Raw genomic sequence first — 25,727 nt, 5'->3', positions numbered from 1 at the left:
CCGAACCCGGAAGCTAAGCCTTACAGCGCCGATGGTACTGCAGGGGGGACCCTGTGGGAGAGTAGGACGCCGCCGAACTATTTTTGAGGGAAAGCCCCGCACCATTGGTGCGGGGCTTTCCTGCGTTTTAGGTCCGAGGCCATAGGCTCGAACCATGCGCTACGACCTGGTGATCTTCGACAATGACGGAGTGCTCGTGGACAGCGAGCCGATCTCCAACACGATCCTCGCCGACTACCTCACGGAGTTGGGACACCCCACGACGTACGAGGAGTCATTGAGGGACTACATGGGGGCGGCCGTGCACCGAGTGCACGACCTCGTCGCCGAAAGGAGTGGGCAGCGGCTGCCCGACGACTTCGACGAGAAGTACCACGAGCGGGTATTCGCCGCATTCCAGCGGGAGTTGAAGCCCGTGGCCGGCGTGGACGAGGTGCTGGGAAAGCTCACGGCCGAAGGTGTTCCGTACTGTGTGGCCTCCTCGGGGAGCCATGAGCGGATCGAGGTCGGGCACCACAAGACGGGCCTCAGCGAGTGGTTCGAAGAAGAGTGGATCTTCAGCTCGCAGGATGTCGGGAAGGGCAAGCCGGCACCCGACCTCTTTCTGTACGCGGCCCAGAACATGGGCGTAGCGCCGGAGCGCTGTGTGGTCATCGAGGACAGCCCGCTCGGGGTGCAGGCCGCGAGGGCCGCGGGGATGGATGTGTACGGCTTCACCGCGATGACGCCGCAGGACCGGCTCGTCGGGGCGACCGCCTGCTTCGCCGACATGGGGCAGCTCATGGAATTGCTTGCCTGATCCATCTACCCGCGGGTAGCGGACGGGCTTACGCTGTGCCGCCATGACGGACGCGCGATTGCGGTACGGCAGGGGCGCCCTGGCGGTCAGTTTCTTTGTGCAGGGGGCGGCTTTCGCCCTCCTGGTGACACGTATCCCTGCGATCCAGGACCGGTACGGGATATCCGACGGGCTGCTGCCCGTCTTCCTCGCGGCCGTGCCGATCCTCGCGGGGGTCGGCAGTGTCGCCACCGAACACCTGGTGAAGAGGGTGCCGCCCAGCCGGGTGCTGAGGTGGTCGCAGCCCGTTGTGCTCCTTGCCCTCGTCGGGGTCGGGGCCGGCAGCGAGCTGTGGGAAGTCGCGCTCGCGCTCGGGGGGTTCGGGCTTGCGGTCGGCGCCCTGGACGCGTCGATGAACATGCTCGGGGTGAGTCTCCAGCGGACGTACGGGCGCAGCATCATGCTCGGATTCCATGCCGCGTACAGCCTCGGCGGGATCGTGGGTGCCTCGCTCGCCTGGGTGGGGGCGCACTGGGAGCTGTCGCTGTTCGTGTCGTATCTGCCGGTGGCGGCGGTGCTGCTGCCCGCCGCGTTCGTCGCGAGCCGGTGGTATGTCGACGCGAAGGCCGAGAGTGCGAGTGGTGAGGCCAAGAGCGATGGTGGGGGCGGGAGTTCGGCTTCGCCGGTGGCGGCCAAGGTCCTGCTGCCGCTCTGCCTGGTGATGACGTTCGCGTACATCGGGGACTCGACGGTCTCCAACTGGAGCGCGAAGTATCTGCAGGACGTGCTGGGCAGTTCGGAGCAGCTGGCGACCGTTCCGTACAACATCTACATGGTCACGACGCTGATCGGGCGAGCCGTGGGGGATCGGGGCGTACGCCGCTTCGGGGCTGTGGCGGTGGTGCGCGTGGGCACGCTCCTCGCCGCGCTCGGCTTCGCCGTGGTCGCCGCGGCGCCGGGGGCCTGGGTGGGGATGCTGGGCTTCACCCTGCTCGGGCTCGGGTTGTGCGTGGTGGTGCCGCAGACCTTCGCCGCCGCCGGGCGGCTGTTCCCCGGGGCATCGGACACGGCCATCGCGCGCCTCAATATCTTCAACTACGTGGGTTTTTTGATCGGTTCGCCGCTGGTGGGGGCATTGGGAGATGCCTGGAACTACCGGGGGGCCATGCTCGTTCCGATGGTGTTGGTGCTTGTGACGCTGGTGTACGCCCGATCGTTCGCCCCCGACCCCGACCGATACGGTGACGTGCATGAGCGGCCGCGCACAGTTGATGTGGGACGAGGCAGTAACGGGCTATGACTTCGGCCCCGGGCACCCAATGGACCCGGTCCGCCTTGCGCTGACCAGACGGCTCATCGCGGCGTATGGACTCGACCAGGAGATCGATGTCGTCGCGGCCAAGTCCGCGGGGGAGTCGACACTGCGCCTCGTGCACCGCGCGGACTATGTGGAGGCGGTCAAGGCGGCGTCCGCCGATCCCAAGGGGGCCGACGGCTCCTATGGCCTGGGGACCATGGACGACCCCGCGTTCGCCGGTATGCACGAGGTCTCCGCGCTGATCGCCGGCCAGTCGGTGGGCGCGGCCGAGGCGGTCTGGCGGGGCGAGGCCGCGCACGCGGTGAACTTCGCAGGGGGCCTGCACCACGCGATGCCCGGTGGGGCGGCCGGATTCTGTATCTACAACGACGCGGCGCTGGCCATCGCGCGCCTCCTGGAGCTGGGCGCCGAGCGGGTCGCGTATGTGGATGTCGATGTGCACCACGGAGACGGTGTGCAGGCGGCGTTCTGGGAGGACCCGCGGGTTCTGACGATCTCGCTGCACGAGCATCCCCGTACCCTCTTCCCGCAGACCGGCTGGCCGGAGGAGACGGGCGAGGCCGAGGGCGGCGCGGTGAATGTGGCGCTGCCGGCGGGCACCGGCGACGCGGGCTGGCTGCGGGCCTTCCATTCGGTGGTGCCCGAGCTCCTTGCGGAATTCCGCCCCCAGGTGCTCGTGACGCAGCACGGCGCCGATACCCACTTCGAGGACCCCCTGGCACATCTGGCGGTCTCGCTCGACGCACAGCGGGCGGTGCAGGTCGCCTGCCATGAGCTCGCGCACGCATACGCGGACGGGCGTTGGGTGGCGCTCGGGGGCGGTGGTTATGCCGTGGTGGACGTGGTGCCGCGGTCCTGGACGCATCTTGTGGCGATCGCCGCGGGGCGGGAGATCGTGCCGGAGACGGAGATTCCGGAGCAGTGGCGGCAGGAAGTGTTCGCCCGCACACGGGAATCGGGGCCCCGGCGGATGACGGACGGCCGGTGGCCGGTGTCATGGGCCTCCTGGGACCAGGGGTACGACCCGGCCGACCGCCTCGACCAGGCCGTGCTGGCCACTCGGCGCGCGGTCTTTCCGCTGCGGGGGATGCTGCCGTAGAGGCTCCCGTGGGCCCGCTCCCGTCGAGCCGTTGCCGTCGACCCGCTTCCGCGTACCCGCTCTCGTAGCCCAGTGGTTGTGGCGCCGGAGGCCGGACCAGCAGGGGTTAGCCCAACTGTGGGGGTTTTTCGGGGTTTTGGTGGTTCCGGGGGTGGCGATGCGTCAACATCTCAGGCGTGCTGAGTACCGGCGCCCTGCGCGCGCATCTCCTCGCGGCCCGGCTCGCGGGCCCTGTGGCCACGTCACGGGAGGAGAGCCTGCGCAGCTACCGGCTGTTCGCCGCCCGTGATCCCCGGGTGCTGCTCGGACTCGATCCGGAATGGGCCTGGGGCGACCGGGACTTGATCGCGCTGATGGCTGACAAGTGCGGAGTCTCCGCCGATCCCCGGCATACGTCGGGGCCCGATGTGATCGATCCGGAGCGGACGTTGGCGGGCCTTGAGGCCTTCGCGGAGCGGATCGCGACGGCCGCCGAACGCCGGGTGCCGGTGCTGTTCGGCACCGGGCATCCGCACCGACTGCTTGGGTTCTACGCCGAGTTGGCAGACGCGCTCTCAGCGGCCGGATGTCCCGTACTCACCCCCGCGCAGGGTTGCTCTGTCGACATAACGACCCGGTTCGGTCTACGCACCTACAACCTTGACTACGTACGGGGAGTCGCGCTGGTGCGGGAACCAGGCGAAGAGGGCGCCGGTCGTGAGACCGGCGCACACACGCACTCCCCGCTCCCGGTCCGTACGGTTCTGGCGGCCGCGGCGGAGGCCGGCGGGCCCCTGCCCGAGCTGGTCGTCGGAGACCACGGATGGGTCTGCGGTGCAGGTCAGCTAGGTGTTGAGGCGATCGGCCTTGCGGATACGGATGATCCGGCGCTGTTCGTCGGAGAGGCGGAGGGGCGGGTGTCCGTGGCCGTTCCGCTTGATGACGCTGTGCGGTCTGATTACTACCGACCGCTTACTCGCTATGTACTCAATCGAGCGTGTCTGTCACAGTAGGCGGCCGATGGCAGCTCCTCTTCCCCACTCGCACCACCCGCCTCTACTCTGGGAGTGAGCGCACAGCGACGAGGAGTCACCGGAAGGGGAAGCCGGTGCCCGTCATGTGTGGAAGGTTCAGGTGTGTCATGGCTGCTGAGCAGAGGCCTCTGAGCGAGGTGCAGTTTCTGACCGTGGCGGAAGTCGCCTCGGCGATGCGAGTGTCGAAGATGACCGTGTACCGGCTGGTACACAGTGGTCATCTGCCGGCGATCCGGGTGGGGAGGTCATTCCGAGTCCCGGAGAACTCGGTGCACGAGTACCTTCGCGATTCATACGTGGGGGTCGAGACAGGTTGATCGGCCACCTCGATTAACGGCTCAGCGCTTGGGCGGGTAGGCTAGGCCGACGTAGGTCGTGTGGGCCCAGTCTGCCCCGCACCGAGTGAAGAGAAGTGAGCGAGGGTAGTCGTGGGCTCTGTTATCAAGAAGCGGCGTAAGCGGATGGCCAAGAAGAAGCACCGCAAGCTGCTCAAGCGCACGCGCGTTCAGCGTCGCAACAAGAAGTAAGCGGCGCTGGACACAGCGCATCGCGAAGCCCCTCACCGTCAGGTGGGGGGCTTCGTTGCTTTTCGGGAGGGAACTGGGAGGAGGCGGCTCAAGTGGTCCCGAGCGGCCTCAACTGACTACTGGAGCGCCCTTTTCGCCGTTTTCCATTGAATTTCAACAACCATCCCGATTGTGGCTGTCGTCACTTCGTGCAGTAAGAGGTCATCACAGCGCAACATCCACCCGCTAACGTGGCGCGTACGGGGTAGGGCAGAGCGGGGCGCGGCACAGTCTTGGAAGGAAGGCGCTGATCTTGGGCAAGGTCGTGCTCGTGACCGGGGTCGCCCGGCAGCTCGGGGGCCGTTTCGTACGCCGTATTCAGCGCGATCCCGACGTGGACCGGGTCGTAGCCGTGGACGCGGTGCCGCCCGAGCACCATCTCGGTGGCGCCGACTTCCTGCAGGCCGACATCCGCCAGCCGACGATCGCGCGGGTCCTTGCCGAGGCCTCCGTGGACACGGTGGTGCACATGGATGTCACCGGCACCGCGCTCGGCGGCGGCAGCCGGGGCTCGGTCAAGGAGAACAACGTCATCGGCACCATGCAACTGCTCGGTGCCTGCCAGAAGTCGCCCTCGGTGAAGCGGCTCGTGGTCAAGTCCAGTACCAATGTGTACGGTTCGGCGCCCAAGGACCCCGCTGTCTTCACCGAGACCACGCCGCCCAAGTCGCTGCCGAGCGGCGGCTTCGCGAAGGACGCGGTGGAGGTCGAGGGCTATGTGCGCGGCTTCGCGCGGCGCCGCCCCGACGTGGCCGTGTGTGTACTGCGGTTCGCGAACATCCTCGGGCCGACCGCAGGCACACCGCTCGCCGAGTACTTCTCCCTGCCGGTCCTGCCGACCGTCCTCGGCTATGACCCGCGCCTGCAGTTCGTGCACGAGGACGATGTCATCGAGGTGCTGCGGATCGCCTCGCACGAGCCCGAGCGGGGCACCCTGAACAGCGGAACGTTCAATGTCGCGGGCGAGGGTGTGCTGCTGCTCTCCCAGTGCTCGCGGCGTCTTGGCCGGCCGACCGTGCCCGTGCTGCTTCCGGCCGTCACCTGGGCGGGCAGCGCACTGCGCACCGTGGGCCTCACGGACTTCTCGCCGGAGCAGGTGCGGCTGCTCACCCATGGCCGGGTGGTGTCCACCGACCAGATGCGCGAGACACTGGGGTTCAGGCCGAAGTTCACCACCGCGGAGACCTTCGCCGACTTCGCCCGTAGCCGTGGCCCCGGACTCCTGCCGCCGCAGGCCCTGGCGAAGGCCGTCGACCGGATCGCCGCGCTGCCCTTCGCGGGCGGCCCGGCCGAGCACGGCGAGAACGCCGCACAGCACCCGACGCAGAGCGCCAACTGAGGAGCGCATCAACAATGGCGGACGCCAAGGTCATTCCATTCGACGACGGGGCTGCCGACCGGTCGCGCGGCGGTGCGCAGCGCCCGGCACGACGCAGGCCGGCGAGCCGGCGCAAGGGCGACCCCTCGGCCGTACGCGAAGTGAAGGCGCTGTCCGGTGGCCAGGACGGTGTCTCTCCGCAGGAGCAGCGGCCCGCCGAGGACGCCAAGGGCCCGGGTCTGGGCAAGCAGAAGAAGGACGCCCGGGGGACGAAGAAGGCCGCGGCCGCGGCGGCCGAGGCCCACGAGGACGTACGCATCGCGCAGGAGGCACGGGAGCAGCAGCCCGAACCCGAGCCCACGACCGGCGGCGGAGGCGGCTGGGAGCGGCGGATCGCGGGCGGTCTGGCCTTTCTGCGGCGCCGGCTGACCGGGGACTACGAGGTCGATGAGTTCGGCTACGACCAGGAGCTCACCGAGCAGGTCCTGATGTCGATGGTGCGGCCCGTGTACGAGAAGTACTTCCGGGTCGAGGTGAAGGGCATCGAGAACATCCCGACCGACGGCGGGGCGCTGATCGTCGCCAATCACTCCGGGACGCTGCCGCTCGACGGTGTGATGCTGCAGGTTGCCGTGCACGACAACCATCCCGCGCAGCGGCATCTGCGGCTGCTCGCCGCGGACCTGGTGTTCATGCTGCCGGTGGTGAACGAACTGGCCCGCAAGGCGGGGCACACGCTGGCCTGCGCCGAGGACGCGCAGCGGCTCCTCGAGGGCGGTGAGCTGGTGGGCGTGATGCCCGAGGGGTTCAAGGGCATCGGCAAGCCGTTCAGCGAGCGGTACAAGCTGCAGCGGTTCGGCCGCGGCGGGTTTGTCTCCACGGCGCTGCGGGCGGGGACGCCGATCGTGCCGTGCTCGATAGTCGGGGCCGAGGAGATCTACCCGATGATCGGTAACGCCAAGACCTTGGCGCGGGTGCTCGGCTTCCCGTACTTCCCGGTCACGCCGACGTTTCCGTGGCTGGGGCCGCTCGGCATGGTGCCGCTGCCGACGAAGTGGACGATCCAGTTCGGTGAGCCGATTCCGACGGACGGCTATCCGCCGGAGGCGGCCGAGGACCCGATGCTGATGTTCAATCTGACCGACCAGGTGCGGGAGCAGATCCAGCACACGCTGTACAAGCTTCTTGTGCAGCGGCGGTCGGTGTTCTTCTGAGCCGCTGCCTCGTGTGAGCCGCTGCCTCGTGCGTACGCGGCTGGGGTGCCCTGCGAGTGGTCGCGGGGCACCCCAGCCGTGTGGCGCTACTTCTTCGTGGTGTCCTCGCCGTCGATGCCGAGGTCCGGGAGGAGTCCGGGCAGCACCGGGGGCAGGGTGATGTCCGGCTCGGCCGGGGTGTTCTTGCCGTCGGGCGGGGTGGAGGGGCTCGCCTCGTCCTCCGGGGGTTCGAGCAGGCCACCCGTGCCGCCGCCGAGCAGGCCCTCGTCCGCCGAGTCCGACGTGGACGGCTGGGGCTTGCTCGCGCTGCCCGTGGGCCCGCTCGAAGTGCCGTTGGCCGGGGGTTGCTCGCTGTACTGACCGCCGGTGGCGCCGGAGCTCGACTGGCCGGGACGGCCCGTGCCGCTGCCGGTTTCCGGGGTGCGGGGCAGCAGTCCCTGCAGCGGGCCGACTTCTTCGTCTATGGCGTCGAAGACGGAGTTGACCTGCTCGCCGACGTCGGAGAGCTGCAGGGGAAGCCGCTCGCGCAGGGTGCTCCAACTCTGGCGATGCGACTGGGAGAAGCTCGACAGGGTCTGGATCGGTGCGATGGCGCCGTCCCGCTGATAGGCCTCGTGCAGCAGCCGGTGACCCTCGGAGGCGTCGTGCTTCATGCCGCTGAGGGCGCGCCGCACTTCGCCCACCGACTCGTGGTCGAGGTCACCCGCGCGGCCGCGCTCCATGAGGCGACGGGCCTCCTGGAGCCGGGTCGAGGCCTGGTTGAGATACAGCTCGCCACGGGCCGACTCGTCGCCGGCCATGCCGAGCTTGAGGTCTTCCATGCCGCGCTTCAGGCCGTAGAGCGAGTCACCCGGCAGGGCGTCGGAGCTGGCAGCGGCGACTCCGCTGAAGGCTCCTGCGGCCACACCCACGGTGAGCCCGCCCGCGGCGATGCCCTTCGAAAGCCGGGAGCGGGAGCGCAACTTCCGCAGAGGGCTTGCCCGGTGGGCGCCCTTGCGGGAGCGCTGCTCGGGCACCGTAGGGCCCGCCGCATCGCCTCCCGCAGCCGTGCCCTCCTGCAGCATGGCCTCCATCGCGGCCACCAATTGGGCTCGCTGGACCACCTTGACCTCGGGGTCCAACTCCGGCTTCGGCAGCTCGCCGAGACCGCCGGCAAGCGCCAACATTCGGCTCTGCGCCGCCTGTTCGGCAGCGGCGGAGCCCTCTTGGGTCTCCGGCTGCTCGGCCGCCGCGGCCTGGTCGGAATGCTCCTCCAGGGCCTGGGCGAAGGCGTTCGCCCGCCGGTGTGCCGAAACATTCGCGATCACTGGCGGCACCTCCTCTCGTCATGACGTCCGACTCCCCAGGGGGTCCTGAAGGTTGCACGCCCTGCGCCCGGCCACACGATCGAGTGAGTGGAGCCGGGCAGGCAGCGACCACAGGGAGCCTGCATCCCGCACAACGACTGTCTCGGCACTTGGGTTACGGACGAAAGATGATCCGACTGCTTCCGGTATCGCCCCGTCACGGGAGGTGAGTTGAGGGTCACGGTGGGTCGCCGGAGCAGGGGTGAGGAGCCTGAGTCGGATGGTGCCGACTGCGGGGGCGGGTGCCGGTCAGCGGGCGTCGTCCGGCAGGAGGCGGGCGAGCGTGCGGACCGCGCGGTACTGGAGGGTCTTGATGGCGCCCTCGTTCTTTCCCATCACGCGGGCGGTCTCGGCGACCGAGAGGCCCTGCAGGAAGCGCAGGGTCACACACTCCTGCTGCTGGGGGTTGAGGCGGCGCACGGCGTCCAGGAGCGCGGCGTTGGAGAGGGATTCGAGGACGGAGTCCTCCGGGCTGCGCTCGACCTCGTTGGCGTCGAGCATTTCGCCCGTGGTCACTTCCAGGCGGAAGCGGCTCGATTTGAAGTGGTCGGCGACCAGATTGCGGGCGATCGTCACCAGCCAGGCGCCGAAGTCGCGGCCCTGCCAGGTGAAGGTGCCGATACGGCGCAGGGCGCGCAGAAAGGTCTCGCTGGTCAGGTCCTCGGCGGTGGCCTTGCCGCCGACGCGGTAGTAGATGTAGCGGTAGACGGTGTCGCTGTACTGGTCATAGAGGCGGCCGAAGGCATCGGATTCGCCGGCTTGGGCGCGCTCCACCAGATCCATCATGCGGGCGCTGTCGCTGTCCGCGGCGGGACGGCGGGCGGTGGTCGACGCGCCGCCGGTGCGGCCCCGTCTGCCGACGGCCGCGGTGCTGCCCTCGGCCAGGGCATAGGCGGGGCCGACGGGCGCAGGGACGGCAAAGGCAGGGACGGCGTACGCGGTGGGGACGAAGCCGCGCAAGCGGTCGAGGACCGTTGCGCGCAGCGTAGCCAGGCCCGAGGCGTCAACCCCGACGTGTGGGTACACGGGACTCCCAGAGGCAGAGCTTCCATCACGTGCAGTGCGGGACCGTTCACCCGTCGTAGCAACGTGTGGGGTCCGGTATGCGTCTGAGGAGAATAACGCTTCGTACAGGCAGCGCTACACCCAGTTGCTCAAATCATCGATTCCGTCGCTTCTGTTACGGATCTCCGACGCTTCAAGTGCAGGTGAGTGAGCAGTTGTTGATCGGATTAGACCGTGATCTGTCTGAGCGCGGGGCGTGTTGTGGCTGTTTCTCAAGAAGCGCCGCGAACGGGACTGGCGGGGGCGCTGCCGGGTAAGAAGAAGGGATTGCCTGCGTATCCGCGGCGGATTCCCGGTGTACCGCCGCGTATCGGCTGTATCGGCTGTGCTGTTCGTATCAGCGGCGGCGGCGGTGCAGGGCGATCGCCGCGGCGGTGCCGCCCGCGATCGCGCCGACGCCGGCCGCGGCGGGGATACCGACCTTGGCGGCCTTGCGGCCGGTGCGGTAGTCGCGCAGCCGCCAGTCCCGTTCGCGAGCGTATTTGCGCAGCTTGCTGTCCGGGTTGATCGCGTAGGGATGTCCTACGAGGGACAGCATCGGGATGTCGTTGTGCGAGTCGCTGTACGCGGCGCAGCGGCTCAGGTCCAGGCCCTCGGCGGCGGCGAGCGCGCGCACCGCCTCGGCCTTCGCGGGGCCGTGCAGGGGTTCGCCGACGAGCTTGCCGGTGTAGACGCCGTTGATGGACTCGGCGACGGTGCCGAGGGCGCCGGTCAGGCCGAGGCGGCGGGCGATGATCGTGGCGGTCTCGACGGGGGCGGCGGTGACGAGCCAGACCTTCTGGCCCGCGTCCAGGTGCGCCTGGGCCAGGGCGCGGGTGCCCGGCCAGATGCGCTCCGCCATGTACTCGTCGTAGATCTCCTCGCCGATGGACATCAGCTCGGCGACGCGATGGCCCTTGACGATGGACAGGGCGCTGTCGCGGGCGTCCTGCATGTGCTCGGGGTCTTCGACGCCGGCGAGCCTGAACCACGCCTGCTGCCAGGCGAATCGGGCCAGTTCCTGGCGCTGGAAGAACTTCCGCTTATAGAGGCCGCGGCCGAAGTGGAAGATCGCGGCGCCCTGCATCACGGTGTTGTCGAGGTCGAAGAAGGCGGCGGCCTTGTCGTCGCCGGCGACCGGGAACTCGGGTTCTGCGTCCTTGCCGGACCCGTCGAGCTCTTCGGGCGCGGCTCCGTCGGCGAGCTGCTCCAGCTCCTGCGACGACTTGCGCGCTGCCTCTGCCGAGGCCTCGCCTGCCAGGACGCTGCGCGCGGTGGCGGAGCGCCTACGGGGAGTGAGCCATCCGAGAGCGGCCATGCCCGTGAGCATAGCCAGTCTGTTCGGTGGTTCCGGAGTCGACAGCGTTCGGAGGCTGTGAACTCTCCGCTACCGGGCCGTTAAGGGCTCGATCTGCGCGGCGCGTCGAAGCGGCGGTAGCGGAGGCCGGAGGGCTGCCGCCGATGGCGTTCCGCTGTGGTCCGGGCGCGCGAGAATGGCTGTATGAGCCCCATCTTTCGGCGTACGGATCGGCGTACGGAGAAGAAGAAGCCCGAGGACCGTCTGGTCACCTTGATCGGCAAGCCCGGCTGCCATCTGTGCGATGTGGCGCAGGGGGTGATCGAGAAGGTCTGCGGTGAGACGGGAGCCGCATGGGAGAAGAAGGACATCACGCAGGACGAGGAGCTGCACCGCAAGTACTGGGAGCAGATCCCGGTGGTGCTCGTGGACGGTGCGCAGCACGACTTCTGGCGGGTCAATGAAGATCGTCTACGACGGGCGCTGACCGCGTAGTTCGGGGGCGGTGCCGCCTTCGCTCGCCCGGAACTGACCGACCGGTCTGGAAAGTCGTTTACGATCGGGGGCGATTTGGTCTCGGGGGCGTGGAAAATCGTGAGGAGTGTGTACGGTTTTGCCCCCTTCGGGTACGCGACGGCACTGCTTGCGCGCCGGTTCCACTACGGCGCACAAGTGGCGCGTGACGCCGGTCACTTTGGCCGGACAAACCGGACACCATCTTTGTGCACGCGTTCACAAAGACATAGCCTGCATTCGACGGGGCGGTCTGGGGACTACTGGCCGCCTGCAGCCCCGCTCTACCCGCAGGAGCACCGTGGCAACTGGCCGAACTCACCGACCGGCGACCCGCAGCCGAGGGATTCCCGAGGCCACCGTCGCCAGGCTTCCGCTGTACCTTCGCGCGCTGACCGCACTGTCGGAGCGCTCGGTTCCCACGGTCTCTTCCGAGGAGCTCGCGGCCGCGGCGGGGGTCAACTCCGCGAAGTTGCGCAAGGATTTCTCGTATCTGGGGTCGTACGGGACCAGGGGCGTCGGTTACGACGTTGAGTATCTCGTGTACCAGATCAGCCGTGAACTGGGTCTGACCCAGGATTGGCCGGTTGTGATCGTCGGTATCGGTAACCTCGGTGCGGCGCTTGCCAATTACGGCGGCTTCGCCTCGCGTGGTTTCCGGGTCGCGGCGCTGATCGACGCCGATCCCGCAATGGCCGGAAAGCCCGTCGCGGGCATGCCCGTGCAGCACACCGACGACCTCGAGAAGATCATCGAGGACAACGGTGTCTCGATCGGTGTCATCGCGACGCCCGCCGGTGCGGCGCAGCAGGTCTGCGAGCGCCTCGTGGCCGCCGGGGTCACCTCCATTCTGAACTTCGCGCCGACGGTGCTCTCCGTGCCGGACGGTGTCGACGTACGCAAGGTGGATCTCTCCATCGAGCTGCAGATCCTCGCCTTCCACGAGCAGCGCAAGGCCGGTGAGGAGGCCGCGGCGGACGCCGTCGTGGCGGAAGCCGTCGCCGACGCCGCCGTGCCGCCCGCGCCCGGTGCGCGTACCGAGGCCGCGGACCGCAAGGGACCCGACGGGGACGTGCCCGCCGTGATGCCGGCATGAGCCTCCTCGTCGTCGGCCTCAGCCACCGCAGCGCCCCTGTGAGCGTCCTGGAGCGCGCCGCGCTCGGCACGGACGCCCAGACCAAGCTGCTGCAGGACACGGTGGCCGCCGAGCCCGCAGCCGAGGCCGCGGTGCTCGCCACCTGCAACCGCATCGAGCTCTACGCCGACGTGGACAAGTTCCACGCCGGTGTCGCCGAGCTGTCCACGCTGCTCGCCCAGCACAGCGGCGTGGGCCTCGAGGAGCTCACTCCTTATCTCTATGTGCACTACGAGGACCGGGCCGTCCACCACCTGTTCTCGGTGGCCTGCGGGCTCGACTCCATGGTCGTCGGCGAGGGGCAGATCCTCGGGCAGATCAAGGACTCCCTCGCCACCGCGCAGGAGCTGCACACCGCGGGCCGGCTGCTCAACGACCTCTTCCAGCAGGCCCTTCGGGTCGGCAAGCGGGCGCACTCCGAGACCGGGATCGACCGGGCCGGACAGTCCCTCGTCACCTTCGGGCTCGAACAGCTCGCGGCCGGCGCGGCCGTGGACCAGTGGGCCGCGGGCAAGCGCGTCCTCGTGATCGGCGCGGGCTCGATGTCCTCGCTCGCCGCGGCGACGCTCGCACGGGTCGGCGTGGCCGAAGTCGTGGTCGCCAACCGGACGTTGGAGCGCGCCGAGCGGCTCGTGGAGATCCTCTCCGACGGCGGTACGGGAGTGTCGGCCCGGGTCGCCACCATGGAATCCGTGGCGGACGAGCTGACACGAGTCGACGTCGTCGTCTCCTGCACCGGCGCCACCGGACTCGTGCTGCCCGGCGAGACCGTGGCCGCGGCCCTCGCTTCCGGGGCACACCCCGTCGACGCCGAGGCCCCGAACCTCCGGGCTCCCGACGGGAGCCTGGTGGCCAGGCTCGCGGCCGTGGCGGACCGTGACGGACGTATCTCCGACGGCGGTCTGGTGGACCTCAGGCCCGAGTCCGAGGTCGAATCGCCCGAACTGCACGGGACTTGGGCCGACAACGGCGCTCTGCTCGACCGCCCGGCGACGGGTTCCGAGTCGGGCGCGGCCTGCCCGGTGCCGGCCGTGGGGCCCGCCTCCGCCGCGCGGCGCGGTGAGCGCCCGCAGCGCACGGACGTGGTGCCGCAGCGCTCCGACGTACGACCCGCGTCCGTGCCCGTGAAGCTCGCGCTGCTCGATCTCGCCATGCCGCGCGACATCGACGCCGCCGCGCACCGCATCGACGGGGTGCGCCTGGTCGACATCGAGTCGCTGGCCGAGGCCTCCGCCGACGCCCCGATGGCCGCCGACGTGGACCAGGTGCGCACCATCGTCGCCGACGAGGTGGCCGCCTTCGGCGCCGCACAGCGGGCCGCGCACATCACCCCGACCGTGGTCGCCCTGCGCACCATGGCCGCCGATGTCGTCGAGAGCGAGATGGCGCGCCTGCGGGGCCGCCTGCCCGACCTGGACGAGCGGCAGCGCGCCGAGATGACGCAGACCGTGCGCCGCGTCGTCGACAAACTCCTGCACGCCCCGACCGTGCGGGTCAAGCAGCTGGCCAGCGAGCCCGGCGGTGCCGGGTACGCGGACGCGCTGCGCACACTCTTCGACCTCGACCCGCAGACGGTGGCCTCCGTTTCCCGGGCGGACTCGAGCACCACAGACGACCCGAATCGAGGGCGGGCATGACCCAGACAGCACTCAGGCTGGGGACCAGGCGCAGCAAGCTCGCCATGGCCCAGTCCGGCCATGTGGCGGACGCCGTACGGCAGTTGACCGGACGGGACGTGGAGCTCGTCGAGATCACCACGTACGGCGACACGTCCAAGGAGCAGCTCGCGCAGATCGGCGGCACCGGCGTGTTCGTCACCGCGCTGCGGGACGCGCTGCTGCGGGGTGACGTCGACTTCGCCGTGCACTCCCTCAAGGACCTGCCCACGGCCCAGCCGGACGACCTGGTCGTGGCCGCGGTGCCGCAGCGCGAGGACCCGCGCGACGCACTGATCGCGCGCGACGGCCTGACCTTCGCGGAGCTGCCGGACGGCGCCCGGGTGGGCACCGGGTCGCCGCGCCGTATGGCCCAGTTGAACGCGTATGCGCGCAGCCACGGCATGCGCATCGAGACCGTGCCGATCCGCGGCAACATCGACACCCGGATCGGATTCGTACGCAGCGGGGAGCTGGATGCCGTGGTGCTTGCCGCGGCCGGGCTCAACCGCATCGGCAGGAGCGGGGAAGTGACCGAGTTCCTCTCGGTCGACACCGTCCTGCCCGCCCCCGGCCAGGGGGCCCTGGCAGTCGAGTGCACCGCCGCCAACGCGGAGCTCGCTGCCGCCCTCGCCGAGCTCGACGACCCGTACACGCGGGCCGCCGTGACCGCCGAGCGTTCCCTGCTCGCCGCCCTGGAGGCCGGCTGCTCCGCACCCGTGGGAGCACTGGCCGACCTTCTGGCCGACGGACAGGTTGTCAAGGAAATGCGCCTGCGCGGCGTCGTCGGCACGACCGACGGCTCCGAGCTGGTGCAGCTGTCCACCACCGGTTCCGTACCCAACACCCAAGACCGGGCCGAAGCGCTGGGCCGCGAACTCGCGGCCGAGATGCTGGCCAAGGGTGCGGCCGGTCTGATGGGGGAGCGAGCACATTGAGCCCCACCACCTCTGTACCTCCGGCGTCCTCAGGACACGGGCACGTCACCTTCCTCGGTGCCGGACCCGGTGACCCGGGACTGCTCACGTTGCGCGCCGTCGAAGCGCTCGCCGGCGCGGAAGTGCTGATCGCCGAGCCCGATGTGCTCGACGTCGTCCGCAGCCATGCGCGGGCAGGCGCCGACATCTCAGGCACGCCTCAGCAAGCCGGGGCTGACGAGTCATCAAGCCCCGCGGATGCCGCCAATCTTGTCATGGCGGCCGCGCGCGGCGGCAAGCGGGTCGTGCGTGCCGTGACCGGTGACCCGGGCCTGGACGCGGGCGTCGGCGAGGAGATGCTCGCCTGCGCCGCCGAAGGCATCCCCTTCGAGGTGGTGCCGGGTATCGCGGCCGCCGTCGGTGTGCCCGCCTACGCGGGTGTGCCGCTGCGCGACGCCCAGGGCGCCGACGTCCGGTTCGTGGACGCGCGGACCGCCTCCGAGCGCTGCTGGACCGAGGTGGGCGCGAGCGACGGCACCGTGGTCGTCTCCACCACCCTGGAGACCGTGGCCGCGGCCGCCGGTGAACTGGTCGCCGCCGGCCGTAAGCCGGACACCCCGATGTCCGTCACGGTCGCCGGCACGACCACGCGCCAGCGCACCTGGAACGCGACGCTCGGCACGGTCGCGCAGGTGCTCAAGCAGGCGAAGGTGCTGCCCTCGCCGCAGGGGCACCAGCCCGTCATAGCCGTGGTCGGTGAGCGCTCCGCTGCTGCCCAGCGCGACCAGCTGTCGTGGTTCGAGTCCAAGCCGCTGTTCGGCTGGAAGGTGCTCGTACCGCGTACGAAGGAGCAGGCGGCCTCGCTCTCCGACCAGCTCGTCTCGTACGGCGCCGTGCCGCACGAGGTGCCGACGATCGCCGTCGAACCGCCGCGGACGCCGCAGCAGATGGAGCGGGCCGTCAAGGGTCTCGTGACCGGGCGCTACGAGTGGATCGCCTTCACGTCGGTGAACGCCGTGAAGGCCGTGCGCGAGAAGTTCGAGGAGTACGGGCTCGACGCCCGTGCCTTCGCCGGGATCAAGGTCGCGGCCGTGGGCGAGCAGACCGCGAAGGCGCTCATCGCCTTCGGTGTGAAGCCCGACCTCGTGCCGAGCGGTGAGCAGTCGGCCGCCGGTCTCCTTGAGGACTGGCCGCCGTACGACCCCGTTTTCGACCCGATCGACCGGGTCTTCCTGCCGCGTGCCGACATCGCCACCGAGACCCTCGTGGCCGGTCTGATCGAACTCGGCTGGGAGGTCGACGACGTCACGGCCTACCGGACCGTGCGGGCCTCGCCGCCGCCGGCCGAGACGCGTGAGGCGATCAAGGGCGGTGGCTTCGACGCCGTGCTGTTCACCTCGTCCTCGACCGTGCGGAATCTGGTCGGTATCGCCGGCAAGCCGCACAACGTGACGGTCATCGCGTGTATCGGTCCCGCCACGGCCAAGACCGCCGAGGAGCACGGGCTCCGGGTGGATGTGATGGCTCCGGAGCCGTCCGTGCACAAGCTGGCCGAGGCGCTCGCGGAGTTCGGTTCCGCGCGGCGTGCGGCGGCTGTCGAGGCCGGGGAGACGGTGACCCGGCCCAGTGAGCGGCGGCCGGGGGCGCGCAGACGTCGGGCCACGACGTAGGTTTGTTTCCCCACCCCGCCCCTTCCCGAAAGGCCCGCGGCCGGCTTCGGGGCTCTGCCCCGGACCCCGCATCGCCCTTCGGGCTCGCCCTCGATCGCCGGGCGGGCTCAACAGATGTGACAGCACGAGGTGAAGACGGCATGACTGCGTACGGTTCGTTTCCCGGGTCCCGTCCCCGGCGGCTGCGTACCACCCCCGCCATGCGGCGGATGGTTGCCGAGACGCGGGTGCATCCGGCGGATCTGATTCTGCCCGCGTTCGTGCGGGAGGGGATCAGTGCGCCGGTGCCGATCGAGGCGATGCCGGGCGTCGTGCAGCACACCCGCGACACCCTGCGGAAGGCCGCCGTCGAGGCGGTCGAGACCGGGGTCGCCGGGATCATGCTGTTCGGGGTGCCGGAGGACGAGAAGAAGGACGGGGCCGGTACCGCGGGCACCGATCCCGACGGAATTCTCCAAGTGGCCATCAGGGACGTGAAGTCGGAGGTCGGCGACGACCTCGTGATCATGTCCGATCTCTGCCTCGACGAGTACACGGACCACGGGCACTGCGGTGTCCTGGACGCCGACGGCCGGGTCGACAACGACGCGACGCTTGAGCGGTACGCCGAGATGGCGCAGGTCCAGGCCGACGCGGGCGTCCATGTCGTGGGCCCGAGCGGCATGATGGACGGGCAGGTCGGGGTGGTCAGGGACGCGCTCGACCAGACCGGGCACGAGGACGTGTCGATCCTCGCGTACACCGCCAAGTACTCGTCCGCGTTCTACGGCCCCTTCCGTGAGGCCGTCGGCTCGTCCCTGAAGGGCGACCGCAAGACGTACCAGCAGGACCCGGCGAACGTCCGTGAGTCCCTGCGGGAGCTGGCGCTCGACCTGGAAGAGGGCGCCGACATGGTGATGGTCAAGCCCGCCGGGCCCTATCTCGACATCCTCGCCAAGGTCGCCGACGCCGTGGACGTGCCGGTGGCGGCGTACCAGATCTCCGGTGAGTACGCGATGGTCGAGGCCGCCGCGGAGAAGGGCTGGATCGACCGGGACAAGGCGATCCTGGAGACCCTCACCGGGATCAAGCGGGCCGGGGCCGGCTTGATCCTCACCTACTGGGCGATCGAGGCGGCGCGCGCTCTGCGCTGAGCGCGGCCGCCGCAGGTGGGCCCACCGGAGAGTGGGCCCACCCGAAAGTGGGCCCGCCGGAGGCCTAGAGAGCCTCTCGAGCCGCGCCCAGGTCGGTCATGAAGTCACGGCCGTACGCCTGGGCGTCGTCGCTCTCCCAGTAGGGGCCGCCGTTGTAGCGGGCGGCGAGTTCCTGGTATTGGGCGGGTGTCATCTCGCTCGCCGGTACGTCGGCGAACTCGCTCTCCGACTTGAGCCGTGACAGGTACTCGGAGGCGATGAACACGTTCTGCGAGGGGTTCTTCACCGCCGACTCGACCTCGTCGCGCTGAGCGTCGGTGAGGGCCGCCGGGTCGTAGCCGAGCACCTCGGCCGCGCGCCGGATCTGGATCTGCAGCGGGCCCATCGAGGTCCGGTCGGCGTCGCCGCCGATGCCCAACTGCCGGGCGGTGTCGGTGACATCGTCGATGACGGCCGGGTCGCCGTCGACCTCGCGCCAGGCGATGCCCGCGATCACATCGGGCGGCAGGCCGTTCTCCTTGGCGGCGGCGTGGATGGCCGCGCTGTTGGCCTCGATCCACTCGCGGCGCTTGCCGTCCGACGAGCCGGGCAGCCAGTAACCGGTGTCCTTGCCCTCGGGCAGATCCGCGGAGAGCTTCTGGATACGGGCGAGCGCGGGGGAGACGGTGACGTCCTTGCCGACCCGCGGGAACGCGTCCGTCTTGGTGCCGCTGCCCGCCAGGCGGGTGTTCGGGTCGCTGCGTGCCTGTGCGGCCTCGGCGCGCAGATCCCCGACCCGGGACAGCAGGGCAGCGGCGTCCTTGAAGCCGCTGCGGAAGTCGGGGATCAGGGCGCGGGCCGCGTCCAGGTCGGTCATGGACTCGCGGCGCATCGACTCCTCGGCGCGCAGGGCGCGCCGGAAGGCCTCGGAGGCCTGGTCGTACCAGCGGTCCGCCTCTTCGCGGATCTCGTCGACGTCACCGGGCGCCGCGGCGTCCGAGATCCAGTCGAGCACGCCGGAGGAGTCGCGCCGGTCCTCCCAGCGCTTCATGGCCTCGCCCTCGCCGTCCCCGACGAGCTTGCCGAGCCGCTCCGCGCAGTCGGTGCCCGTGCTCAGGTGCTTCTTCGCGTCCTCGACGGCGTCGGCGTAGCGGAGCAGCGCCTTCCAGGCCTTCTCGAAGCCGTCCTTGAGGCCGGCCGTCAGGGCCTCGACATCGCCGAGCCGGTCCTCGTAGTGCGCACGGGACGCGCTGACCCACTGGGTGTCGCGGCCCTTGGCGACGGCGGGCCCCACCGAGTCGAGGAGGTCGTGCATCCGCTTGTACTCGGCGGCGTTGCGCTCGATCAGGGCCGGGACGCAGTCCTCGAGGTACTGCACATCGGCGTAGTACGTCGTCACTTCGACAACTCCGCGGTGTCGAGGAAGGACGCGAAGCCCTCGCGGGTGGCGCGGTCGACGTGGGTGTAGGCGCCGCCGGTGGTCTTCAGGGCCGTGGACAGGGCCGTCAGGAGGGTGACCAGATCGCGGTGCTGGTCGGCCGCGTGCCGGGCGAACTTCTCGTTCGCGGCGCCGAGTTCGGCGTGCGCCACGGGGGTGCGGGCGAGGGTGCCGAGATCGGCGTCGAGCCTGCCCTCGTGCAGCAGCCCCGCCGTTTCCGTGAGGAGATGGGCGCTGCCGTCTATGGAGTGCGGGTCGGCGGCGAAGCCGGTGCCGTCCGTCATGGGGCTCCTCGGAATTGCGGACCTGGGTATCGCGGACCCGGGTGTCGGGAACTGGGTGGACCTGGGTGCGCAGCATCGTAGGCGTCCGCATGCCGAAACGCCGGGTGTAGATGGTACGTACACACTTAGGCTGCGGGAAGGGCCGCCCCGTGCGGACGAGGAGCTGTTTCCGTGAAGGAGCCGAGATGACCGTGACCGAGCCGGACGCCACAACTGCCGCCTCCGCGAACGCACTTGCCGCGCCTGCGCCCACGCCCGCTCCTGCCGCGCCCACGCCGCCGCTCGCCGCCCGTGCGGCCGCGGTCGGCGGCTCGCCGGTACGGGACATCCTCGCCGTCACCGCGCGCCCCGAGATGATCAACTTCGCGGGCGGTCTGCCCGCGCCCACGTTCTTCGACACCGAGGGCGTCGCCGCCGCCTTCCGTGCCGTACTGGAGGAGACCCCGGCGCGGGCCCTGCAGTACTCCACGACGGAGGGTGAGCCCGTGCTGCGCGAGGCCGTCGCCGACCGGTTCGCCGCCCGGGGCCTCGCGACCGCCGCCGACGACCTGATCGTCACCACCGGTTCGCAGCAGGGCCTGTCACTGCTCGCCACCGCCCTGATCGAACCCGGCGACACCATCCTCGTCGAAAAGCCCTGCTATCTGGCGGCACTTCAGGTCTTCGCCTTCGCGGGCGCGCGCGTGGTGGCCGTGCCCGGCGACGACGACGGGATCGACCCGGAGGCACTCGACGCGCTCGTCGCCGAGCACCGGCCCAAGCTGCTCTACACCGTGCCCACCTTCCAGAACCCGACCGGGCGGACCCTGCCGGGGCCGCGGCGGGCCGCCGTCGCGGAGGTCGCCGGGCGCCGCGGCCTGTGGATCGTCGAGGACGACCCGTACGGCGAGCTGCGCTTCGAGGGGGAGCGGGTGCCCTGGATCGCCTCGTACCCCGGGGCCGAGGACAGGACCGTGCTGCTCGGCAGCTTCTCCAAGGTGATGGCGCCCGGCCTCAGGCTCGGCTGGCTGCGCGCGCCCGCGGCCCTGCTGCGGGCCTGCGCCATCGCCAAGCAGGCGGCCGATCTGCATACGCCGACCGTCAACCAGCTCGCCGCCGCCTGGTACTTGGGCCACCGCGACCTGGACGCGCACGTGGCGCGGGTCGCGGCCGTCTACGGCGAGCGCCGCGACGCCATGCTCGCGGGCCTCGCGGACGCCCTGCCCGAGGGCTCCACCTGGAACCGGCCCGAAGGCGGCATGTTCCTGTGGGCCCGGCTGCCCGACGGGCACGACGCCGCGCGGCTCCTCGGGGCGGTCGTCGCGCACGACGTGGCGTATGTGCCCGGGGCGCCGTTCTACGCCGAAGACCCGGACCCGGCGACGCTGCGCCTGTGCTTTGTGACGCAGGCCCCCGACGAGATCGCCGAGGGCCTGCGGAGGCTGCGCGCCGGGCTCAACTCGTAGAGCCCGCCGGGGTGTTCAGAGCCGCTCCGGGGTGCGGATGCCCAGGAGCGCCATGCCCTGGTGCAGGGTGCGGGCCGTGAGGTCGCACAGGAAGAGCCGGTTCTCGGCGACGTCCTGCGGCGGCTTCGGCTTGATGACCGGGCACTGGTCGTAGAACGTCGTGTACAGCGAGGCCAGTTGGTAGAGGTACGCGGCCAGCTTGTGCGGTGCGTACTCCGCGGTCGCCTCCGCGAGAAGCTCGCCGAACGCGTCCAGGTGCAGGGCGAGGGCCCGCTCCGCCGGGGCGAGTTCGAGCTCCGCGTGGGCGGCGGGGCGCACGCCTTCGGACTTGCGCAGGATCGACTGGATCCGGGCGTAGGCGTACTGCAGATACACGCTCGTGTCGCCGTTGAGCGAGACCATCTGGTCCAGGTCGAACTTGTAGTCCCGGTTCGGCGACGTCGACAGGTCCGCGTACTTCACGGCGCCGATCCCGACGTACCGCCCGTTCTCGGCGATCTCCGCCTCGCTCAGGCCCATCTTCCCGGCCTTCTCGCGCACGACGGCCGTGGCCCGCTCGACGGCCTCGTCCAGGAGGTCCTCCAGGCGTACGGTCTCGCCGTCACGGGTTTTGAAGGGCTTGCCGTCCGCGCCGAGCACCGTGCCGTAGCCCATGTTGTGCGCGGTCACGTCGTCGCCGAGCCAGCCCGCCCGCCTGGCCGTCTCGAAGACCATCTTGAAGTGCAGGGACTGGCGTACGTCCACGACGTAGAGCAGCGTCGTCGCGTGCAGGTCGAAGACGCGGTTGCGGATCGCGGAGAGGTCGGAGGCCGCGTAGCCGAAGCCGCCGTCCGCCTTCTGCACGATCAGCGGCACCGGCTGGTCGTCCTTGCCGCGGATCTCGTCGAAGAAGACGACGAGCGCGCCCTCGGAGCGGACCGCGACGCCCGACTCCTCCAGGAGCCGCGCCGTCTCGGCCATCATGTCGTTGTACGCGGACTCCCCGACGATCTCGTCGTCGCGGATCTCCATGTCCAGCTTCTCGAAGACCGAGTAGAAGTAGACCTTCGACTCGTCGACGAACCGCTGCCACAGGTCGAGCGTCTCCTTGTCGCCGGACTGCAGGGCGACGACCCGCTTGCGGGCCCGCTCCTTGAACTCCTCGTCGGAGTCGAAGACGGCGCGCGAGGCTTTGTAGATCCGGTTCAGCTTCGACATGGCCTGCTCGCCGTCGACGGCGGCTTCGTCCGCGGCCGGGGCCAGCTCGCCGGGGTTCTCGATCAGGTACTGGATCAGCATGCCGAACTGGGTGCCCCAGTCGCCGATGTGGTGCCGGCCGATCGTCCGCTCGCCGGTGAAGTCGAGCATGCCGCGCAGCGCGTCACCGATGACCGCCGAGCGCAGATGGCCGACGTGCATCTCCTTCGCCACGTTCGGCTGGGCGTAGTCGATGACCGTGACGCCCGGGTTCTCCTTCAGCGGTACGCCGAGCCGGTCGCCGTCGGCGGCGCGCGCGGCCAGCGTCTCGGTGATCGCCCTGTCCGCGACCGTGATGTTCAGGAAGCCGGGCCCGGAGACCTGGACGTCCTTGAACAGGCCGGCGGTGGCGCCGTCGGAGTTCAGGGCGTCCGTCACCTGCGTGGCCAGCTCGCGCGGGTTGCCCTTGAGCTTCTTGGCGAGCGCCAGGATGCCGTTGGCCTGGAAGTCGGCCCGGTCGCTGCGTCGCAGCAGCGGGTCCGCGGAGCCGGCCTCCGGCAGAGCTGCCGAGAGGGCGTCCGCGAGGCGCTGGTGGACGGTCGAAGCGAGGGAGGGGACCGAGGCCATGAGCTTCCGTTCTGGTCGTGGTGACAGTCAGGGACGTCGGGTTCTGCTACGGCTCAAGTGTCCCATGGGCGTCCAACGCGTTTTCCCGTGGAAACGCAACCCCGGAGCGGGTCGCGCCGTCTGGGACAATGGCTGGGTCGGCCATGTGCCGACGTAAGCCTTCATGAATCCCAAGGAATCAGAGGACGTGCCGATCGTGGCTCAGAGCACCGAGACGACCGACTGGGTCTCCCGTTACGCGGATGAGGTCATTGCCGAGTCTGAGCGTCGTGCCCCGGGCAAACCCGTTGTCGTCGCGTCCGGACTCTCCCCTTCAGGACCGATCCACCTCGGCAATCTGCGCGAGGTCATGACGCCGCACCTCGTCGCCGACGAGATCCGGCGCCGCGGACACCAGGTGCGGCACGTGCTGTCCTGGGACGACTACGACCGCTACCGCAAGGTGCCGGCCGGTGTCGCCGGGGTCGACAAGTCCTGGGAGGAGCACATCGGCAAGCCGCTGACCTCCGTGCCCGCGCCGGCCGGCTCCGCGTACCCGAACTGGGCCGAGCACTTCAAGGCCGCCATGGTCGAGTCGCTCGCCGCGATGGGCGTCGAGTACGAGGGCATCAGCCAGACCGCGCAGTACACCTCGGGCACGTACCGCGAGCAGGTCCTGTTCGCCATGCGGCACCGCGGTGACATCGACGCGGTCCTCGCCCAGTACCGCACCAAGAAGGCCCCGGCCAAGAAGTCCCAGAAGCCGGTCGACGAGGCCGAGCTGGAGGCCGCCGAGGGCTCGGGCGCGGCCGGTGAGGACGACGGTTCGGGCTCGGGGGCGGGCTACTTCCCGTACAAGCCGTACTGCGGCGCGTGCGAGAAGGACCTGACGACGGTCACCGCGTACGACGACGAGTCCACCGAGCTGTCGTACGTCTGCCAGTGCGGGCACACCGAGACCGTGAAGCTGTCCGAGTTCAACCGGGGCAAGCTGGTCTGGAAGGTCGACTGGCCGATGCGCTGGGCGTACGAAGGCGTGATCTTCGAGCCCAGCGGCGTCGACCACTCGTCGCCCGGCTCGTCGTTCCAGGTGGGCGGGCAGATCGTCGGGATCTTCGGCGGCGAGCAGCCGATCGGCCCGATGTACGCCTTCGTCGGGATCTCCGGCATGGCCAAGATGTCGTCCTCGAAGGGCGGCGTGCCGACCCCGGCCGACGCGCTGCAGATCATGGAGCCGCAGCTGCTCCGCTGGCTGTACGCGCGTCGGCGCCCCAACCAGAGCTTCAAGATCGCCTTCGACCAGGAGATCCAGCGGCTCTACGACGAGTGGGACAAGCTGGAGACGAAGGTGGCCGACGGTTCGGCGCTCCCGGCCGACGCCGCCGCGCACTCCCGCGCCGTGCGCACCGCCGCAGGCGAGCTGCCGCGCACCCCGCGTCCGCTGCCGTACCGCACCCTCGCCTCGGTCGCCGACATCACGGCCGGCGCCGAGGACCAGACGCTGCGGATCCTCTCCGAGCTCGACCCGGCGAACCCGCTCGCCTCGCTCGACGAGGCGCGGCCGCGGCTCGACCGGGCCGAGGCGTGGATCAACTCGCAGGTCCCGGCCGACCAGCGCACCGTCGTACGCGCGGAGCCGGACGCCGAGCTGCTCGCCTCGCTCGACGAGCAGGGCCGCGAATCGCTGCGGCTGCTGCTCGACGGCCTTGACTCGCACTGGTCGCTCGACGGCCTCACGCACCTCGTGTACGGCGTGCCGAAGGTGCAGGCCGGGTTCTCCGCGGACGCCACGCCCAAGGAGCTGCCGCCGGAGATCAAGGGCGCCCAGCGGTCGTTCTTCGCGCTGCTCTACCGCCTGCTCGTCTCGCGCGACACCGGTCCGCGGCTGCCCACGCTGCTGCTCGCGGTGGGGGCGGAGCGGGTACGGAAGCTGCTCGGGGCCTGACCGGCCGTCCCGCATGAGTGCCAAGGGCCTTCCCCGTCAGGGGGAGGCCCTTTGTGCGCCCCAGGCGTTGACCGGGCCCCTGGCTACGCGATGTGTTCCGCGTCCAGCTCCTCCTGGTAGCGGCCGCGGAACTCGCGTACGTACGGGCGCAGCGTGGATTCGCTGAGCGGGCCGCCGGACTGGCCCTTCACGCCGTACAGATCCTGCAGATAGATGCCGAACTGGCGGGCGTTGGGGAAGTCCCCGTGCTCGCTCACGTACTTGCGGAAGGCGCCGAAGTACGCCTCCTCGCGGGTGATGTCGTCGGGCAGGGCGGACGCAGGCGCCTCTTCCGGTTCCGGCTCGGGTTCCGGTTCGGGGCCGGCTTCGGTGCGCGGGCCGGGGATGGTGAGGGGGCGGGTGCGGCCGGGGCCCGAGGGGACCCGGAAGGCGCTGTCGTATTCGGGTTCCGGCAGCGGTTCCGGTTCGTGCTGTGGTTCGGGTTCGTGGGCCGGTTCGTACGTGGGGTCGTAGCCGCCTTCGTACGGGACCTGCTGCGGGGGCGGGGCCTTGAACCAGGGGTTGGGCTCCGGTTGTGGCTGCGGCTGCGGCTGCGGTTCCGGCTGCGGTTCCGGGGCGGTGGGGTGCGGCGGCTCCAGCTCGGCCTTGGCCGCGGACCGGGGTGCCGGGGGCAGGAGGTTGGGTTCGATGCCGGCGGCGGCGAGGCCGGCCGGGGCGGTGTCGGCGAGGGGGACGCCGTAGCGGGCCAGGCGCAGGGGCATGAGGGATTCGACGGGGGCTTTGCGGCGCCAGTTGCGGCCGTAGCGGGAGCGCAGGCGGGCCTGGTAGACGAGGCGTT

22 protein-coding genes, 1 rRNA gene and 1 pseudogene are annotated in these 25,727 nt (G+C 70.2%); 17 read left to right on the top strand and 7 right to left on the bottom strand.

Features of this window, described 5'->3' with window-relative positions; translation table 11 throughout:
* The 9 genes from rrf to ACFQVC_RS41805 all read left to right on the top strand — a co-directional run.
* Positions 1–78 (top strand): 5S ribosomal RNA (gene rrf / locus ACFQVC_RS41845); the annotation flags it as partial.
* A 76-nt stretch (positions 79–154) separates the two neighbouring features.
* Entirely contained in the window at positions 155–799 is a 645-nt protein-coding gene (locus ACFQVC_RS41840) for an HAD family hydrolase (protein WP_381841842.1), read from the top strand.
* Between the two features lie 43 nt (positions 800–842).
* Positions 843–2,078 carry an MFS transporter gene (locus ACFQVC_RS41835; RefSeq protein WP_381841839.1) on the top strand — a complete coding sequence of 412 codons (1,236 nt, stop codon included), beginning with the start codon at positions 843–845 and terminating at the stop codon, positions 2,076–2,078.
* Positions 2,029–3,195 (top strand): acetoin utilization protein AcuC, encoded by a 1,167-nt coding sequence (locus ACFQVC_RS41830; protein WP_381841836.1) that lies wholly within the window; start codon positions 2,029–2,031, stop codon positions 3,193–3,195. The genes ACFQVC_RS41835 and ACFQVC_RS41830 overlap by 50 nt, the downstream gene beginning before the upstream one ends.
* Before the next feature lie 176 nt (positions 3,196–3,371).
* Positions 3,372–4,187, top strand: coding sequence for a phosphatase (locus tag ACFQVC_RS41825; protein WP_381841833.1), 816 nt, complete (start codon positions 3,372–3,374; stop codon positions 4,185–4,187).
* 128 nt (positions 4,188–4,315) lie between these two features.
* Positions 4,316–4,525 (top strand): helix-turn-helix domain-containing protein, encoded by a 210-nt coding sequence (locus ACFQVC_RS41820; RefSeq protein WP_381841830.1) that lies wholly within the window; start codon positions 4,316–4,318, stop codon positions 4,523–4,525.
* 111 nt (positions 4,526–4,636) lie between these two features.
* Positions 4,637–4,735 (top strand): 30S ribosomal protein bS22, encoded by a 99-nt coding sequence (locus tag ACFQVC_RS41815; RefSeq protein WP_003948845.1) that lies wholly within the window; start codon positions 4,637–4,639, stop codon positions 4,733–4,735.
* A gap of 292 nt (positions 4,736–5,027) precedes the next feature.
* Positions 5,028–6,113, top strand: a complete 1,086-nt coding sequence (locus ACFQVC_RS41810; protein ID WP_381841827.1) for an NAD-dependent epimerase/dehydratase family protein — start codon at positions 5,028–5,030, stop codon at positions 6,111–6,113.
* 14 nt (positions 6,114–6,127) lie between these two features.
* Positions 6,128–7,306: a lysophospholipid acyltransferase family protein gene (locus ACFQVC_RS41805; RefSeq protein ID WP_381841824.1), complete on the top strand. Its 1,179-nt coding sequence runs from the start codon at positions 6,128–6,130 to the stop codon at positions 7,304–7,306.
* An 86-nt stretch (positions 7,307–7,392) separates the two neighbouring features.
* On the opposite strand, the gene ACFQVC_RS41800 is transcribed toward ACFQVC_RS41805, so the two are convergent.
* The 3 genes from ACFQVC_RS41800 to ACFQVC_RS41790 form a co-directional block, all read right to left on the bottom strand.
* The gene (locus tag ACFQVC_RS41800; protein WP_381841821.1) at positions 7,393–8,613 is read right to left on the bottom strand and encodes a DUF5667 domain-containing protein; all 1,221 of its coding nucleotides are present in this window, start codon (positions 8,611–8,613) and stop codon (positions 7,393–7,395) included.
* Between the two features lie 288 nt (positions 8,614–8,901).
* The gene (locus ACFQVC_RS41795; RefSeq protein ID WP_381841818.1) at positions 8,902–9,678 is read right to left on the bottom strand and encodes an ECF subfamily RNA polymerase sigma factor, BldN family; all 777 of its coding nucleotides are present in this window, start codon (positions 9,676–9,678) and stop codon (positions 8,902–8,904) included.
* A gap of 376 nt (positions 9,679–10,054) precedes the next feature.
* Positions 10,055–11,014, bottom strand: a complete 960-nt coding sequence (locus ACFQVC_RS41790) for an HAD family hydrolase (RefSeq protein ID WP_381841815.1) — start codon at positions 11,012–11,014, stop codon at positions 10,055–10,057.
* Positions 11,015–11,197: 183 nt separating this feature from the next.
* Here ACFQVC_RS41790 and ACFQVC_RS41785 point away from each other — a divergent pair, with 183 nt between their 5' ends.
* The 6 genes from ACFQVC_RS41785 to hemB all read left to right on the top strand — a co-directional run bounded on the left by ACFQVC_RS41785 (position 11,198) and on the right by hemB (position 18,016).
* The gene (locus tag ACFQVC_RS41785) at positions 11,198–11,488 is read left to right on the top strand and encodes a glutaredoxin family protein (RefSeq protein WP_381841812.1); all 291 of its coding nucleotides are present in this window, start codon (positions 11,198–11,200) and stop codon (positions 11,486–11,488) included.
* A 319-nt stretch (positions 11,489–11,807) separates the two neighbouring features.
* The gene (locus tag ACFQVC_RS41780) at positions 11,808–12,602 is read left to right on the top strand and encodes a redox-sensing transcriptional repressor Rex (protein ID WP_381841810.1); all 795 of its coding nucleotides are present in this window, start codon (positions 11,808–11,810) and stop codon (positions 12,600–12,602) included.
* Positions 12,599–14,278 (top strand): glutamyl-tRNA reductase, encoded by a 1,680-nt coding sequence (locus ACFQVC_RS41775; protein ID WP_381841807.1) that lies wholly within the window; start codon positions 12,599–12,601, stop codon positions 14,276–14,278. The genes ACFQVC_RS41780 and ACFQVC_RS41775 overlap by 4 nt, the downstream gene beginning before the upstream one ends.
* On the top strand, positions 14,275–15,234 hold the full coding sequence (gene hemC / locus ACFQVC_RS41770) for a hydroxymethylbilane synthase (protein WP_381841804.1): 960 nt from the start codon (positions 14,275–14,277) through the stop codon (positions 15,232–15,234). Before ACFQVC_RS41775 ends, hemC begins: the two co-directional genes overlap by 4 nt.
* Positions 15,231–16,883 carry a bifunctional uroporphyrinogen-III C-methyltransferase/uroporphyrinogen-III synthase gene (locus ACFQVC_RS41765; RefSeq protein WP_381841801.1) on the top strand — a complete coding sequence of 551 codons (1,653 nt, stop codon included), beginning with the start codon at positions 15,231–15,233 and terminating at the stop codon, positions 16,881–16,883. Before hemC ends, ACFQVC_RS41765 begins: the two co-directional genes overlap by 4 nt.
* Before the next feature lie 140 nt (positions 16,884–17,023).
* Positions 17,024–18,016, top strand: a complete 993-nt coding sequence (hemB, locus tag ACFQVC_RS41760; protein ID WP_381841798.1) for a porphobilinogen synthase — start codon at positions 17,024–17,026, stop codon at positions 18,014–18,016.
* Positions 18,017–18,080: 64 nt separating this feature from the next.
* Here the strand turns inward: hemB and ACFQVC_RS41755 are convergent, their stop codons facing one another.
* Positions 18,081–19,394: a hypothetical protein gene (locus ACFQVC_RS41755; RefSeq protein ID WP_381841795.1), complete on the bottom strand. Its 1,314-nt coding sequence runs from the start codon at positions 19,392–19,394 to the stop codon at positions 18,081–18,083.
* Positions 19,391–19,717 carry a hypothetical protein gene (locus ACFQVC_RS41750; protein ID WP_381841792.1) on the bottom strand — a complete coding sequence of 109 codons (327 nt, stop codon included), beginning with the start codon at positions 19,715–19,717 and terminating at the stop codon, positions 19,391–19,393. The genes ACFQVC_RS41755 and ACFQVC_RS41750 overlap by 4 nt, the downstream gene beginning before the upstream one ends.
* 185 nt (positions 19,718–19,902) lie before the next feature.
* Here ACFQVC_RS41750 and ACFQVC_RS41745 point away from each other — a divergent pair, with 185 nt between their 5' ends.
* A complete protein-coding gene (locus tag ACFQVC_RS41745; RefSeq protein WP_381841789.1) occupies positions 19,903–21,162 on the top strand; it encodes an aminotransferase-like domain-containing protein in 1,260 nt (419 codons plus the stop codon).
* Between the two features lie 15 nt (positions 21,163–21,177).
* Here the strand turns inward: ACFQVC_RS41745 and argS are convergent, their stop codons facing one another.
* Complete coding sequence (gene argS, locus ACFQVC_RS41740; RefSeq protein WP_381841786.1) at positions 21,178–22,965, bottom strand: arginine--tRNA ligase; 1,788 nt, start codon at positions 22,963–22,965, stop codon at positions 21,178–21,180.
* 187 nt (positions 22,966–23,152) lie between these two features.
* Here argS and lysS point away from each other — a divergent pair, with 187 nt between their 5' ends.
* A complete protein-coding gene (gene lysS / locus ACFQVC_RS41735; RefSeq protein ID WP_381841783.1) occupies positions 23,153–24,889 on the top strand; it encodes a lysine--tRNA ligase in 1,737 nt (578 codons plus the stop codon).
* A gap of 83 nt (positions 24,890–24,972) precedes the next feature.
* Here the strand turns inward: lysS and ACFQVC_RS41730 are convergent.
* Positions 24,973–25,727 (bottom strand): annotated as a pseudogene (locus ACFQVC_RS41730) (DUF2637 domain-containing protein); the annotation flags it as partial.

Source organism: Streptomyces monticola, from assembly GCF_042665355.1.
Taxonomy (GTDB): Bacteria; Actinomycetota; Actinomycetes; order Streptomycetales; family Streptomycetaceae; genus Streptomyces; species Streptomyces monticola.
Note: the sequence above shows the minus strand (reverse complement) of the source record. Positions and strands in the feature narration are given on the sequence as shown.